The sequence below is a fragment of the Gynuella sp. genome, from assembly GCF_050297175.1.
Classification (GTDB): Bacteria; Pseudomonadota; Gammaproteobacteria; order Pseudomonadales; family Natronospirillaceae; genus Gynuella.
This window is the reverse complement of record NZ_JBNKSF010000012.1, coordinates 1-15937: the sequence shown is the minus strand read 5'-3', so window position 1 is coordinate 15937 and position 15937 is coordinate 1. Positions and strand designations below refer to the sequence as shown.

Annotated in this window: 10 protein-coding genes and 1 CRISPR repeat array; of the genes, 8 read left to right on the top strand and 2 right to left on the bottom strand. The window is 48.4% G+C overall.

Annotation, left to right across the window (positions count from 1 at the left end):
* The first annotated feature begins 688 nt into the window (after positions 1-688).
* Genes cas1f through cas6f form a run of 6 tightly spaced genes read left to right on the top strand, consistent with a single transcriptional unit; the run spans position 689 to position 8849 of the window.
* On the top strand, positions 689-1648 hold the full coding sequence (gene cas1f, locus ACQY6I_RS04380; protein WP_428240254.1) for a type I-F CRISPR-associated endonuclease Cas1f: 960 nt from the start codon (positions 689-691) through the stop codon (positions 1646-1648).
* Positions 1645-5043, top strand: a complete 3399-nt coding sequence (cas3f, locus tag ACQY6I_RS04375) for a type I-F CRISPR-associated helicase Cas3f (protein WP_428240253.1) — start codon at positions 1645-1647, stop codon at positions 5041-5043. Before cas1f ends, cas3f begins: the two co-directional genes overlap by 4 nt.
* Positions 5044-5045: 2 nt before the next feature.
* Positions 5046-6314 (top strand): type I-F CRISPR-associated protein Csy1, encoded by a 1269-nt coding sequence (csy1, locus tag ACQY6I_RS04370; RefSeq protein ID WP_428240252.1) that lies wholly within the window; start codon positions 5046-5048, stop codon positions 6312-6314.
* The gene (gene csy2 / locus ACQY6I_RS04365; RefSeq protein ID WP_428240251.1) at positions 6311-7231 is read left to right on the top strand and encodes a type I-F CRISPR-associated protein Csy2; all 921 of its coding nucleotides are present in this window, start codon (positions 6311-6313) and stop codon (positions 7229-7231) included. The genes csy1 and csy2 overlap by 4 nt, the downstream gene beginning before the upstream one ends.
* Positions 7232-7253: 22 nt before the next feature.
* Positions 7254-8279, top strand: a complete 1026-nt coding sequence (csy3, locus tag ACQY6I_RS04360; RefSeq protein WP_428240250.1) for a type I-F CRISPR-associated protein Csy3 — start codon at positions 7254-7256, stop codon at positions 8277-8279.
* 9 nt (positions 8280-8288) lie between these two features.
* Complete coding sequence (gene cas6f, locus ACQY6I_RS04355; RefSeq protein WP_428240249.1) at positions 8289-8849, top strand: type I-F CRISPR-associated endoribonuclease Cas6/Csy4; 561 nt, start codon at positions 8289-8291, stop codon at positions 8847-8849.
* A 305-nt stretch (positions 8850-9154) separates the two neighbouring features.
* Positions 9155-10263: direct repeats of the CRISPR family, unit length 28 nt; unit sequence GTTCACTGCCGCACAGGCAGCTTAGAAA.
* A gap of 211 nt (positions 10264-10474) precedes the next feature.
* Here the strand turns inward: cas6f and ACQY6I_RS04350 are convergent.
* Complete coding sequence (locus ACQY6I_RS04350) at positions 10475-10768, bottom strand: hypothetical protein (protein WP_428240248.1); 294 nt, start codon at positions 10766-10768, stop codon at positions 10475-10477.
* Positions 10769-11918: 1150 nt separating this feature from the next.
* Between ACQY6I_RS04350 and ACQY6I_RS04345 the strand changes: the two genes are divergently transcribed.
* Complete coding sequence (locus ACQY6I_RS04345) at positions 11919-14189, top strand: glycosyl hydrolase family 18 protein (RefSeq protein WP_428240247.1); 2271 nt, start codon at positions 11919-11921, stop codon at positions 14187-14189.
* Positions 14190-14213: 24 nt separating this feature from the next.
* Here ACQY6I_RS04345 and ACQY6I_RS04340 read toward each other — a convergent pair whose 3' ends face one another.
* On the bottom strand, positions 14214-14810 hold the full coding sequence (locus tag ACQY6I_RS04340; protein ID WP_428240246.1) for a hypothetical protein: 597 nt from the start codon (positions 14808-14810) through the stop codon (positions 14214-14216).
* Between the two features lie 497 nt (positions 14811-15307).
* Between ACQY6I_RS04340 and ACQY6I_RS04335 the strand changes: the two genes are divergently transcribed.
* A partial coding sequence (locus tag ACQY6I_RS04335) for a glutathione S-transferase family protein (RefSeq protein ID WP_428240245.1) occupies positions 15308-15937 on the top strand: 630 nt, incomplete at its 3' end.

Below are 15937 nucleotides of genomic sequence, written 5' to 3'. Positions count from 1 at the left end.
TCTAATGGATATCTATTAGTAAAAATATCCTTATTTGGTGTCATACTAATTAATGAGAATAATCCGGTTGCTGATACCAGGGCAATTGATTAATTTTGCATCGGTAACGCAGTAACGGAAGACTCATCAGAATGAACACCACCGACGCATCCAACACCGGTGCCGCCAAAAAAAACGACCCATTCGAACTTCTTAATAATCCAAATCCTGCCCAGATTTCCATATATTTTTCAGATATGACAGGCTATTTTTAGTCATGATTTTCATGGATGGAGCCGGGAGTCGACCATTTGGAGCAACGACTTTTGTTCATATTAATAGGCAAAAACAATACCTTTTTCATGTAATTTTTTGTTGTGATTTGAACTCGTTTGTCGCAATTTCTCATGGGCTTGAGCGTCTTAATTTGAGGATCTTCATCAGTTCGTTGGACACACATCCTCAAGCGAATGAATATTTCAGAGTACCGAGTCATCATCAATCATCCGTACCCGGTATACCACCACAACCATCTACGGACATGTGTCAAATTTTATGACACAAGCGAACAGGTTTTTCCACTATTTTGGGGAATATACGGGGTGATGTGTCAATACAGTTGACCTGTGGATACGACCAGTCTTGAGCGATTGAGGGAGATTGCAAACAATCTCCGTATTGCGTTAACAGGCAGAGCCGGGAATAAAACATGGAACAAATGACAGACCTGAAAGCCATACTTCATTCCAAACGGGCAAATATCTACTACCTGGAAAAATGCCGGGTGATGCAGAAAGACGGTCGGGTGCTATATCTGACCGAAGCCAAAAACGAGAATCAGTATTGGAACATTCCAATTGCCAACACCACCTGCCTGTTACTGGGTACCGGCACTTCCATCACCCAGGCCGCTATGAGAATGCTTGCTCAGGCCGGTGTGCTGGTTGGCTTCTGTGGCGGAGGTGGCACGCCACTGCTAATGGCCAACGAGATCGAATGGCTCACCCCGCAAAGCGAATACCGGCCGACAGAATACCTGCAAGGCTGGATGCAATTCTGGTTTGATGATCACAAACGCTTGCAGGCGGCCAGGCAATTCCAGTACGCCAGAATCCGTTTTTTACGTCAGGTATGGCGTAAAGACCGCGATCTCAAAACCGAAGGTTTTGACAGTAGCCACAGCGACATCGAACAGGCACTCAACCATTTTGAACAGAAAATTCAAAGTGTCCGTAAAGTTAGCGACCTGCTACAGACCGAAGCCTTGCTGACCAAACAACTCTACAAATTTGCCGCCCGCCATACCGGTTATGGTGACTTCACCCGCGAGCGGGAAGCTGTGGATATCGCCAACACTTTTCTGAATCATGGTAACTATCTCGCCTACGGACTCGCCGCCACCGCCCTCTGGGTACTTGGCATTCCCCATGGTTTTGCGGTGATGCACGGAAAAACCCGCAGAGGCGCGCTGGTGTTTGATATTGCCGATCTGATCAAAGATGCCCTGATTTTGCCCTGGGCCTTCATCTGCGCCAAAGAAAACATGAGCGAGCAAGAGTTCCGGCAACAATGTCTGCAGGCCTTTACCGACCACAAAGCCCTGGAACACATGTTTAACGAAACCAAAAACGTTGCCCTGACAACAGAATGGCAGGAATCACAATCATGATGGTAACGTTCATCTCCCAATGCGAAAAAAAATCCCTCATCCGCACCCGCAGAGTGCTCGACGCCTTTGCCGACCGCATCGGCGACAACACCTGGCAGACCGTGATCACTCAGGAAGGACTCCTGGCCGTCAAAAAACTATTGCGAAAAAGCGCGAGTAAAAATACTGCCGTAAGCTGCCATTGGATACGTTCACGCTCGCGCAGTGAATTGGTTTGGGTGGTGGGTAATAAAGATAAATTTGATCCTCAGGGCCGGGTGCCGGTGAACAGCACTCAGGTTCAGCGAACCTATCGAGATGATCTGGCCGATTGGCACTATCTGCCGCTGATTCAATCACTGGCCTCTCTCGCAGCACTGCTGCATGATTGGGGTAAAGCCAGTGCCCGGTTTCAGCAAAAACTGGCACCGGATTATCGTGGCCCGGCGGCAGATGCTCTAAGACATGAATGGATCTCCTGTCTGTTGTTAAAAGCCCTGATTAATCAGTGCCCGTCAGAGTCTGATGACGGCTGGCTTACCCGGCTGGCCAATGGCGATATTGATGAACAGGCGCTACGCCAGACTGACCTATGCTGCCTCACAGCACCGCTGTCCGAATTACCGCCAATCGCCCAACTGGTTGCCTGGTTGATCGTTACCCACCATAGAATGCCATTACCCAGAGAACCTTATGCTCAATTGTCGAATGATTGGGCAGGAGAGGCTGCAGATAAACTGGAGCAGGTACTAGGGTCTATCAACAGAGATTGGGGTTACTGGAATGAAAATGTTCGGGATACTTTTAAGGATTGCCTGACCTTTCCGCAAGGGCTGGTGACTAATTCCACACCCTGGATCAAGACCATCAAGCGCTGGGCCGGCAAACTGTTGCAACAGCAGACAAACATTGACCGTATTATGGAAGATGGCAGCTACCGGCTGATTCTGCATCATGCTCGTCTGTGCCTGATGTTGGGCGATCACTATTTCTCATCACTGACTCCGGATAAAACCGGTGTCTGGAATAATACCACCGGTATGATTGCCAACACCCAGAAAGACGGCCAGCCCAAACAGGCGCTGGATCAACACCTTCTCGGGGTCTACAAACAGGCCAAACACAATGCCAGCAGACTCCCGCAATTGGAACGTGGTCTGCCGGTGACAGACAATACAACGGCACTCAAAAAAAGCAGTGGTGGCAATTATAAGTGGCAGGATACTGCTGCCCGAAAAATACGGGAATGGACCACTCAGCATAAACATCTGAAACACGGTTTTTTTGCCGTTAATATGGCCAGTACCGGCAGCGGCAAGACCTTCGCCAATGCCAAAATTATGCTGGCGTTGTCAGATGATAACGCCAGTCTCCGTTACATTCTGGCGCTCGGACTCAGAACCCTGACCTTGCAGACTGGTGATGAATACCGCCAACGGATTTTTCAAAACAGCGATGGCAGTGATCTCGCGGTATTGATTGGATCGAAAGCCATTGCTGATCTTCACAGCGATGCCCAGCAGCCAGATACCAATTACGCCGATGACAGTGAAAGAGGGTCGGAATCCCAGCAATCCCTGCTGGATAAAGATCAGCAAATTGACTACGACGGCGGTATCCCGGAAGACGGACTGGACACTGTTTTGCCGAATGCAAAGAGTCGACAGTTACTCTATGCCCCTATATTGACCTGCACCATTGATCACATCATGGCAGCGACTGAAACTACCCGGGGTGGTCGCTACATCCTGCCGTGTTTGCGCTTGATGTCCTCTGATCTGGTGATCGATGAAGTGGATGATTTTACCGGTGCTGATGCCATCGCCATTGGCCGGCTCATTCATCTGGCTGGCATGTTGGGTCGCAAAGTCATGATCTCATCAGCCACTATTCCGCCATCACTGGCTGAAGGATATTTCCAATGTTACCGTCAGGGCTGGCAACTGTTTGCTCAGACCCGCAATGCCAGCGCTACAGTGGGATGTGCCTGGATCGATGAATTCAACACCCATGTACAGGATAACGATGGGCAGCAGAACACACTGGCTTGCCAGCAATACGCTCAGGCTCATGATGTGTTTATCCAAAAGCGCATTCATGAACTGAACCTGCGACCGGTGAGACGCAAAGCCGACATTATAAAAATAGCGTCTTTACCCAATCAGCAGGATGATGCAAAGCAAATAGCCTACTTTAACCACATCATCCAGGCGGTGGAAAACAAACACCATCATCATTGCCAGGCAGACCCTGACACCGGCATAAATGTTTCTTTCGGCGTGATCCGAATGGCCAATATCACGCCCTGTATCGAGCTCACCCGTTATCTGCTGGATTATCAAACAACCGCAGGGATCGAATTCAGAGTGATGGCCTATCACAGCCAACAAGTATTGTTATTGCGGCATGAGCAGGAACGTCATCTCGATGCTGTCTTAAAAAGAAAAGAACCGACGGGTGAACCGCCGGTCGCATTTCACAATCCCGTTATTCGTTCTCACTTGAATGCGTTGGCCAGTCAGCCTCATCCACCGCAGCATCTGCTATTCATTCTGGTAGCAACGCCGGTAGAAGAAGTTGGACGTGACCACGACTTTGACTGGGCCATTGTCGAGCCTTCTTCTTACCGCTCCATTGTGCAGTTGGCAGGTCGGGTGATGCGTCACCGCGAGTATGATGTACAGCACCCCAATGTCGGCATCCTGCAATACAACTGGAAAACCATCGAGCGGGGCGAAAAAGCATACGCCTGTTATTTCACCCATCCTGGTTATGAATTTAAGGGCAAGATTCTGTCCAATGGAAAACTCCGATGTGCATCCTGTGCAACCCATGACCTCAGCACGCTGATTAACGAAAGCGTAGTGACAGAACGCCTGGATGCCATTCCAAGAATTACCGAGACACCTCTTGCAGGATTTGGTCTGGCCCGGCTGGAGCATCTCGTGACTGCACACTGGCTGAAAAATTACGAAGCAAAAGGTCCGGAAACCTTACAGGGGTATGTGAACCAACATTGGTACCTGACTGCTTTGCCGCAGGCCTTAAACCGTTTTCGACAAAGCCGGCCGAGTATTCATCTTTATCGGTGCTTTGACCATCGGCAAAACAGCTACTTTACCACTCGTGACGAACAAGGCGAGGCGGTTTACACCACCCATGGTGAACTCGCAAACCAGGATGATTTTTACCGAATCACTGCATTGTCATTATCGGCATCCGCACAGCAACGGCTGTGGCTGGTACGTGATTATCACGCGTCCTTGCAGCATCAATCCACACGGAGAGATATCAGTTTAAACAGCGCTTCACTCACCTACGGTGAGGTGGTCATCCAAGAACCCTACGAAAATACCGAAAGTCCAGACTATTCCTACAATGATCAACTTGGCCTGTTTAAGGTCAAAAGGAGGTGAATATGCCAGACCCGGCGATTCAGGAATTTTTTAATAAACGACAGGAAGACTGGCTCAAGAAAACTCTTAAGCCAACTATGACAGCTGAAGAAATCAGCGACAACGAACGCTTATGTGCTGAAAAGTTTTCCAAGGCACAATGGCTGCCGGATGCCGCTAAACGGGCCGGACAAATTAACATTGCCAGCCACCCCTGTACCTTTAGCCATCCGAGTGCGCGAAAAAATAAAAATGGCTATGTAACCTCCATCATTGCAGAGGCACCGGGCAGTGCCGATGGCTTTGTCAGAACCGGTAACGTGAATACCGAACACGATGCCCTTGGCAATGCTGCCGCTATTGATGTGTACAAGTTTCTGACTCTGACAATGGAAGATGGTCAGACGCTCATAGAACACATTCGTAATGACAGCAACCTGGCCAGAGAACTGCTAACCGTTGAATCAGACAGCTATGACAATCTGAAAACCGGATTCATGGCCATGGTCACCAACGATGCCACCAGCGTGACCAGTTCCAAGATCAAACAGGTTTACTTCCCCATTGATGATGGTCAATACCACCTGCTTTCAGTGCTGAGTCACTCCGGACTGATCTATGAATTACGCAATAGAATTGATCGGCTGCGTTTTTCTGAAGAGATCAAGAGTCTTAGAGAAAAAAGGCGAAACAATGAATACTCCGAGCAGGGTTACGCTGAAATCTACGATATCACCACCATCGGATTCGGAGGCACCAAACCACAAAATATCAGCGTTCTGAATAACCAATATGGCGGTAAGGCACGGCTGCTGTTATCGGTCCCACCGCATCTCGAAAAACGGGATATTCACTTTCCCGTTCGAAACTTTTTCATCAACTCCATTCGTTACTACGACATCCAGGAACCTTTGCAAAAACTGCATGGCATCTTTCGCACCGGGCTGGATGGCGATATTCCCCGCCGTAATCTTGAAAGCGGTCGTGATCATCGCATAGAAGACATTCTCGAAACGGTTATTAACCGGATGGTGGCGATACGCACGGTTGCCTCAGAGCAGTATCGTGCCGACACCAGCCAGCTGGAACAGCACCAGAAAATCTGGTTGTGCGATGAATACCGGCAAATACGCGCCGAGCAGGATCAATGGTTACAACAACTGTGTGAGGAGATTGCCGAATGGATTGCCAAAGCCTATCAGAAAGTAATTAAAAAACCGGTCACCCTGGGTATGGAAGAACGGGACTACATCCGGCAAATGATACTGGTTAATAAGGAGTGGTTGAGATGAACGAAAAATTTCTGTTGATGCCTCATCTGCAGGTACAAAATGCCAATGCTCTTTCCAGTCCGTTTACCATTGGTTTTCCTGCCATGACTGCCTGGCTCGGTGCCGTGCACGCCATGGAACGCAAACTGATTGAAAATAACCCAGTGTTACGTTTTAACGGTGTTGGTGTGGTATCCCACCAGTTTGATCTGCAAACCTATCGTGGGCCGGGGGATTATGAATACTCCATAATCGGTACTGCCAACCCGCTTGATAAAACTGGTGCCCGGTCGGCTTTTATCGAAGAGCCACGCTGTCACCTGGAAGTCAGTCTGGTTATCGCCTATGACGGTATCGAAAAACAGGATGAGACAACCTTTCTTGATCAGGTCCATCACCTGTTGATCAGTCAGTTGAAAATAGCTGGTGGTGACATCCTTCGCACTCAGGCTCCCAAAGTTTTCAGAGATTTCGATCTACTGAAAAACCGCCTGATGCCGGGTTATGCCCTGATAGAACGCAGAGATCTGATGATCAATGCCATGGAGCAGGGACGGGATGCCTTTGACGCCCTGTTGGATTTTCTCTCTGTTCATCATCAAAGCGAACAAATTCAGGACAATAATGAAACCACTATAAGCTGGCGTAGCCAGCGGAAGACAACCGGAGAAGACGGCAAACGCGGCTGGATCGTTCCCATCGCAACCGGATTTCACGCTATCAGTGAATTGGCTGAAGCCAAAAATCAGCGTGACCCGGCTACCCCGCATCGCTTTGTCGAATCCCTCGTCACTCTGGGTGAGTTTGTTATGGCCCACAAAATGGACTCATCCGAACAACTGTTGTGGCACTACCATCACGACATCACAAAAAATCTTTATCTCTGTCAGCAACAGCGGACAGATCCCCAAACCCTATTATCAGAAGATGGCTTTTAACGCTTGATCAAGGAGAAAACCAATGGCTAAAAATGACAACACCGCATCTGTTCTGGCATTCGAAAAAAAACTGGTTCCCTCAGATGGATACATGTACGGCACCACCTGGGAAAACCGTGAATCCGTTGAACCGCTAAAACTGAAAGAAAAGTCAGTCCGCGGAACCATCTCCAACCGACTGAAATCCACCATTCAAAACGACCCGGCCAAACTCAATAAAGAAGTTGAAAAAGCCAACCTGCAAACTGTAGATGCCTGTGCGCTCGAACCAGAACAGGATACTCTGAAGCTGCACTTCACACTGAAAGTGCTTGGAGAAATTCATCGCCCGTCAGCTTGTAACAATGCCCTGTTCAAACAAAGTTATTCACAGGCTGCAAAAGCTTATATCGCAAAAGAAGGCTTTAAAGAGTTATCCCGCCGTTATGCTCTGAATATCGCCAATGGCCGGTTTTTATGGCGCAACCGTATCGGTGCAGAAGCCATTGAAGTCAACGTAAAAGCTTTAAACAAAAGTGCCGAGCAACAATGGCAGTTTGATGCCACGCAATACAATCCACGCGACATGAGCATCACTAATCCGGACATCGACAGCCTGGCTGAACGCATTGCCAGTGCCCTGGCCAGTGATGACGACTTTCTCATGCTCGAAATTACTTGCTACGCCAAAGTCGGTAAATCCCAGGATGTCTATCCGAGCGAAGAACTGGTATTGGATAAAGGCAAAGGCAACAAAAGCAAAGTGCTTTATTCTGTTGATGGCATCGCTGCCATGCACTCACAAAAAATAGGAAATGCACTTAGAACCATCGATACCTGGTATCCGGAATTTGATGACCCTGAACAGTCCGTGGGGCCAATAGCGATTGAGCCTTATGGCGCTGTGACCAATCTTGGAAAAGCCTATCGTACCCCAAAAGACAAACAGGATTTCTACACCTTTTTCGATAGCTGGGCACGTGGCGGCGAATTGAGTCGAATCGAAGACGAACACTATGTTATGGCAGTGCTGGTTCGTGGTGGTGTATTTGGCGAGAGCGACAAATAAGAGGGGATTATGGATCATTACATCGACATCAAACTGATGCCTGATCCGGAGTTTCCGCTACCAGTGCTCATGAATTCGCTTTACAGTAAATTTCACAAAGCACTGTGCGATATACGCGCAACCCGGATAGGTGTCAGCTTCCCTAGTCATCAAAAAAGCCTGGGCAATCTTTTGCGTCTGCATGCTACTGCTGCAGAACTGGACACCCTTATGAGCCGAAACTGGATAGGTGCCATGATCGGTTATTGCCAGATCAGCAATATACTCCCGGTACCACCAGGTGTTGGCTATCGAACGGTCTCTCGCAGACAGCCCAACATGACTTCAGCCAAACTGAGACGATTGCTGAAAAAAGGCAAAATCACTCAAGCGGAAGTAAACGGTTATGTTGCTAAAATGAATGGCAGCACACTTGATAACCCATACCTGGAACTAACCAGTGCATCCAGCGGGCACAAATACCTGCGATTCATTCAATTGGGACCGATAACCGATACTTCTGTCGCAGGTGAATTTGATCAGTTTGGGCTTTCCAAAACCGCTACCATTCCCTGGTTTACAGATAGTTAATTACACAACCTGAAACACTCATCCAACACGAGCTGATAGATACACAACAGCACCCTCAAAAGCAGAAATGGAACCACCCGTTTCTGCTTTTTTTATCGTTATAAAAACAGCCATATTAACGATGGCATCCACCTATAAACTGCAATACCATAAAGCCCGGAATTGGATGAAAATACCAATCTTTTTGGCTCCTTAAAAAACTGTTTGAAAATCAATAAGTTACAAAATCGCTTAAAAACATTGGTTAAAACCCCAAAAATTGCCTAAGTGATTGTTGTAACTGAATTTTTGAGGTTTATACTTCAGTTCACTGCCGCACAGGCAGCTTAGAAAGACATCAGGAAATTGGGCAGAGAAAAAGGATCGTTCACTGCCGCACAGGCAGCTTAGAAACATGGGCGTGGCATCACTGGCTGGCGCTGCTATGTTCACTGCCGCACAGGCAGCTTAGAAATTTCGAGTCTACTATCCACGTCATTTCTTTCTGTTCACTGCCGCACAGGCAGCTTAGAAAGCTTCAATCTCCATCACATCGCGTGGCATGCTGTTCACTGCCGCACAGGCAGCTTAGAAATTTCCAATTGAACCCCAGCTCATAAGGAGAACGTTCACTGCCGCACAGGCAGCTTAGAAATGTGAGGGCATCGGAAAGACCTAACTTACCTAGTTCACTGCCGCACAGGCAGCTTAGAAATGTCAAGGAAACAGTCAAAGCACAGAAATCGTGTTCACTGCCGCACAGGCAGCTTAGAAAATAAAATAAACGCTGCAATAGCAGCGCCCCCAGTTCACTGCCGCACAGGCAGCTTAGAAATCAATGCTAAAGCGGCGAGCACAACGCCCACCGTTCACTGCCGCACAGGCAGCTTAGAAAAGTGCCGGCTTAATTTTGGGCAGGACTTCTTTGTTCACTGCCGCACAGGCAGCTTAGAAAACAGCACTCAGAGCAGCAATATTCTGAAACACGTTCACTGCCGCACAGGCAGCTTAGAAAATTCAGACCATCCTCCTGTTGTCCGTGTACGAGTTCACTGCCGCACAGGCAGCTTAGAAATGACTCGCTCAAGAAATTCAATTACAGTCTTTGTTCACTGCCGCACAGGCAGCTTAGAAAACGGCAAAAAATCGTTTTACCGTTACGCAAATGTTCACTGCTGCACAGGCAGCTTAGAAAAGACGGGCTGAGTGTCGGCGGTTCCCTCGACCGTTCACTGCCGCACAGGCAGCTTAGAAATTTTGGCAATTGTATCTCCCGTGGCGCTAACAGTTCACTGCCGCACAGGCAGCTTAGAAAGTACACTATGTATACCTTGGCTCCCGCGTTTCGTTCACTGCCGCACAGGCAGCTTAGAAAATCATCACCAACAAGATGTCTGTGCTTAGTATGTTCACTGCCGCACAGGCAGCTTAGAAAATCAGCTAATGTTCTGTCAGCCTCGTTCACTGCCGCCCAAGCAGCAATAAAAACCTGAAAAACCTCTGCGCCAGGTTTTTTGTTTTCATGATTATTATTTATTCATGCAGTATAAAACCGGTTGTTTGGTTTTTTGTGGTAGTCAGTATAGTTTCTTGTTCGGTTGTTGATAAAAGCCCGGATTTATTCCGGGCTTTTTGGTTTTTGGGGTTTAATTTTCCGGTAGTGCGAGCAGTGAGCGGCACAGGCTGAGTATGAGGGTTTGGCCGATGAGGGCTTCTTCGTCCATACCGTTGAAGGAGGGATGGTCGTAGAGGCCGAGTTGGGCCTGCATAAACGAGAGTATAGCGCTAACCTGACTGCAGGCGTCGCGGCGGGTGTAGGCCAGGCCAAAGGCTCTGAAATCGGGCAGGTGATGGATTTGTCCGTGTTCGTCGCGAACGCTCAGGCAGCGGTGACACAGCAGTTCTTTCGTTTGGGCTTCGGATAATTGAATAGATGACATGAAGTTTTCCGTGAACATGTGAAAAACAATGCCCCTCAATCCGGTGCTAAGCGGAACTGGGGGCAGGCCGAAACGGGTTAGCACTACCGCTCTTCACGGAAAGCGGCCCAGCCGAAGCTGGCCCGCCCGGCCTGCCAAAACAGACAGGCGTGCGTAAGCACCAGTACAAAAAAAGACGCGGATGCGCCTTGATGTACCGCCGTGAAGAGTTTTCAGGGTGCTAATCCCGGCGCTGGTTTTTTGCCAGCGCGGCGCAACAGTAACCCGAAGTCTGTGGCGAGTAAAGCCCCCAGGGGCACTGGTAGTCAGGTATCCAAGAGGTAGACGTTGGCGGTTCTTTTGATTCATTGGGTATGGATTGGTAAGTACTGCCAGCGCGCGTTTATCCGGAAAGGCGTAATGCCGTTATTCATCTGGTCGGGGTAGCGGCATGATGCCAAGAGGCGCCAGTATTAATCGTCAGCCATGTGTGCCTGGAGAGATGAGTATGTTGCTCACAGTATTGCTCAATATGTCAGGGTAGCCTGTTTGGTTTCCGGGCGAAATCCACCTCAAGTAAGTTGAGATTCAAGTCTTGTGTTGTCGTGACGTATTAATTCATGCCGGCCGGATTGGCGCGCTGACTCTGTGCTCGCTTGATGCATTCATCAATATTTTCACATTTTAAGCTGTACATCACACTTATGCTGATTTTCCTGTGACTAAAGTATGATGACTCTTTTTGTGATACCTACCATATTGTGCGTTACATTCTGTTTTTCATAATAAATATATAAATTTCCGTCTATCTGAGGTGTTTCTGAATGATGTAGTTGAGGCGTTGATCATTCAGTATTTGTATCACATTTTTATACATGTTTTACGGTGTCCGGTGGGGTTAATCGACGGTCTAAGAAAACAGGATGTTGCGTTGCTAAGAGTCATAAGTATTGACGGTAAGTTATAACAACAATAATGGAAACTATGAATAACGACCTGCGTCGCCAGTGCGGCCCTAAAATCTGTTTAAACCGGTGATTTATACCTTATAAGTTTCTGATTTTATGCCACGGTTATTGATCCGTGGGGTAACCCAAGAGCACTCTAAACGGATTGGTCACAGATTTTTTCCTTATTCTGGCTTTCTCACCGACATTATTCAGAGATTCCAATGACTACAATCACAAGCGAGGTTTTCATGAACCACAAATATTGGCTGTTGGGCATGGCGACATTACTGTCGTCGTTTTTGATGGCTCAGTCGAATGAGAAGGCCGTTGCAGTTCCGCCGGGTATTCATCAATTGGAGTGGGAAGCGCACCGGGATGATGTGCCCCCGAGACAATTTTTGCCGCAATCATTGGTTAAACCAAAAACGGCAAAGCCGGTGGATTTGATTCCAAAAGTCAGAGTCACTGATAAAGAGGTATTTGGGTATTTGCCGTATTGGGCCTATGACAGCTATCCGGGATTAAATTATGACCTGTTGACGACCATTGCTTACTTTGGTGTGGAGATTGATGGCAGTGGGACGATTGTGAGCCGTCATCATTGGCCGGCGGCCGAGTTGATTGATCGGGCTCACCGTGAAGGTGTCAGGGTGGTGTTAACGGTTATTTTGTTTAATGGTTCTGAGATTACCCGTCTGTTGGCGTCGTCGGAAAACCGCCAGAGGTTAATCGATAATCTGTTGGTAGCTGTGAAAGATGCTAATGCCGATGGGGTCAGTATTGATTTTGAGGGGGTTCCTTCGGCTGATCATCAAAAGGAAAATTTGGTGTCGTTCATGTCTGATTTGAGTGCGGCGTTTCATGAACAGATCAAAGAGTCTATGGTGACGATGTTTACACCTGCGGTCGATTGGCGACATGTATTTGATTATGACGCGCTGGCACAGGTGACCGATGGGCTGATTATGCAGGGGTATGATTTTCATTGGCGAACCTCCAAAACTGCCGGGCCATCGGCACCTCTGACCGGAACCCGTTGGGGAGCGTTGAATGTAACCAATACGGTAGACGATTATCTGGATAAGACTTCTGCGAATACCGAAAAACTGATTCTCAGTGTGCCGTTCTTTGGTTATGAGTGGAAAACCGAGGATGATCAGTTTGAGTCACCCACGCAAGCTGCGGGAACGTCAATTCCGTACCATATTGCGCATCCCAATAGTGAGGTGTATGGCCGCCTGTGGGACAGTGAATCGCAGACGCCCTGGTATAAATATTGGGATCATGAATGGTTTCAGGGGTGGTTTGATAATGGCCAGAGCCTGAAGCTCAAGTATGATCTGATTAATAATATGCGGCTGCAAGGCGCGGCTATTTGGGCGTTGACATATGATGGTCAGCGACCGGAGTTACAGCAGGCTTTAAAGGATGCATTTGGAACCTCACTGCCGCCGCTATCTCCAGCTAACTTTTATTTGCGGAGTATTCATTCCGGGGTGGAGATAACAGTTGATGCGATGAATGATGCCGAGGGATATAAGGTGTATTTCAGTCTGGATGGCGTGCATTTCGATGAAGGTCATTATTTTACTCATGCTTCAAATCGATATCATTGGTTGGTGCCGGATTACGTGGGTTACTTTAAAGTGACAGCGGTGAATGGTTATGGAGAAAGTCAGCCAACAGAGATTCTGGCGGCCAATCCTTCACTGGCTAGTGCTCCTGTATTGGTGGTTTACGGAGCGGAACGTGTAAAGGGTTACGATTTTGCCGATAAGATTGTGCGCCATGTTGCCAGTGCTCTTGAGCTGAATAATGTTTCCTTTGATATGGCGACAAATGATGCCATTGAAGGCGGGCATATCAGTTTGCAGGATTATCAGGCGGTTATCTGGATAAACGCTAACGAAAGTACTGGTACCGATAGTTTTAATGCAATGGAGCAGCGTACTGTGAAGGATTACTTGCAGATGGGGGGTAATCTGTTTGTGTCCGGTTCTGATATTGGTTTCGATTTACAGGCCAAGGGGAGTACGGCTGATCAATCTTTTTATCACGACTTTTTAAAAGCTGTATATGTTCGTGACAGCGTTTCTGTGTATACCGTTGCGGGGGTTTCCGGCAGCGTGTTTGAGCAGCATGATCGTGTGACGTTTGATGATGGTTTTCATGGTACCTATGATGTGAATTCCGCTGATGTGATCAGTCCTGTTGATGGTGCAAGCTTATGTATGCGCGATGAGGCGACCGATGCAGATGTGGCAGAGGGTGTTTGTGTTCAATACCAGGGGGTGTTTGGAGATGGCAGTCGGGAAGGCCGACTGGTGTACCTGACGGTACCCTTTGAGACTGTTTATTCGCGCGATTCCCGCCAAGCATTGATGACAGATGTACTGGATTATTTTGGCTTGTGTTCTGCGGCAAATCGCTGGTGTCATGCTCCCTGGTGGAAGCAGTTCGTTCGTTCCGGACAAAAGCGCATCGCCGATTGATGCGCTGGCGGGAGGTCGTTCTGATTACGCCTCGGCGACGATCAGGCTGCCTGGCGAAAGATCCTGCAGTGTCTGTTGCAGGCGTGAGCGGGCCTGTTCGGTATCGCCATTCTGAAGGGCATCACCAACCTGACTCAGCGCATTCGCCAGGGATGTGCTCTCACTACTACCATTTTCATTGAGTGTGGTAACCAGGGAACCGTAGGATGACTGGGCGCTCTCGGTGTTGTTGGATTCCAGTGCTTTGATCAGTTTGGTGAGCTCGCTACTGGAATCTTCGCTGAGTAAGGGTGATGCAGCAGGTTTGGTGGATGTCGTTGGTGGCGTTTCGGTAAACGTGTCCGCTGCATTTTGCAGGCTGCTCAGGTCCTTGCTTTCCAGACCATTTGCGACTGCTGCCAGAAACTGACCGACGGGATCATTATCATTGCCAGTGTTGGCCGGGAGAGATGTTTTGAGATTTTCGTAGGTGTTTTGAATGCGGTTGAGATCACCGCTATCAATGGCTTTGGTCAGTGTTTGTAACTGGCCGCTAAGGCTTTGATCGCTTTTGGGCTGAGTCTGTTGTTGTAACGAATGGGAGAGAGAGGAGCCTGGAGCCTGAGAAGGGGAAATACTCATGATGAAATCTCCTGCGCATACCAGCATTTGAGGGGGTGACCGCCGATGCCTGATAAATATCGGTTATTGCGGTCTCACGCTGTAGATATGGGGGTGTTTTTTCTGATTGCAGGGAGTTGTCCCTGGATTAACGGTTTAGAATTGTAATTCCAGGGGTATCATTCTGACTGGGAATGCGTTTTTATCTGTGTATCCGAAGATAATGGGTTATTTCCACCTCCCGGGTTCTGGTCATTTAGCCATGGTTGCCATAAGCAGGGCTGTTCAAACGGTGTTAGCGGAGCTACGCTTGAGTCACATCTCTTGATATGGCTGTTGTTCCCGTAAAGGCACATGGGTGTCCGCTGTTGTGTGGCAGACGTTCTGGTGGGATTTGTGAGATTAAATAGGCTCGTATGCATCTTAGGTCCATACTGATGCATTCCAGCACCACGACTAACCTGACAAGTTCATTGCCAGGTTAATAAATTGATTGAGTCACCGAAGGAGTATTTTTAATGGTTAAGCCTGAACAACCGATCAAGTTCTATCAGCATCCAATATCCGGTCATTGTCATCGGGTGGAAATGTTGTTGTCTATGCTGGATTTACCGTATGAGTCGATTCTGGTCGACCTGCTTAAAGGCGAACACAAACAGCCGGAGTTTCTGGCATTGAACCCATATGGTCAGGTGCCGGTGATCGATGATGCCGGTTTCGTACAAATGGATTCCAATGCGATTCTGGTTTATCTCGCCAGTCGCTACGATGATGGTACCTGGTTGCCGCGTGATCCTCAGGGCGCCGCGCATGTGCAGCGCTGGTTATCTCTGGCGGCCGGCCCATTGGCCTATGGCCCATCAACGGCGCGGAGGATGGTGGTGTTTAAATCGGATGCTGACCTCACTCCGGCAAAAACGGAAGCAGAAAGATTGCTGACATTTATGGAAGCAGAACTGCATTCACGGGCTTTTTTAACCGGGGAAACTGCGAATATTGCTGATCTGGCAATGTACTCTTATGTGGCTCAGGCTCCGGAAGGCTATATCTCTCTGGAGCCTTACGAGGCGATCAGAGCCTGGTTGCAACGGGTTGAGCAATTGCCTGGTTTTGTGCCCATGCAGACGATCGCTATCGGATTGCGGGCC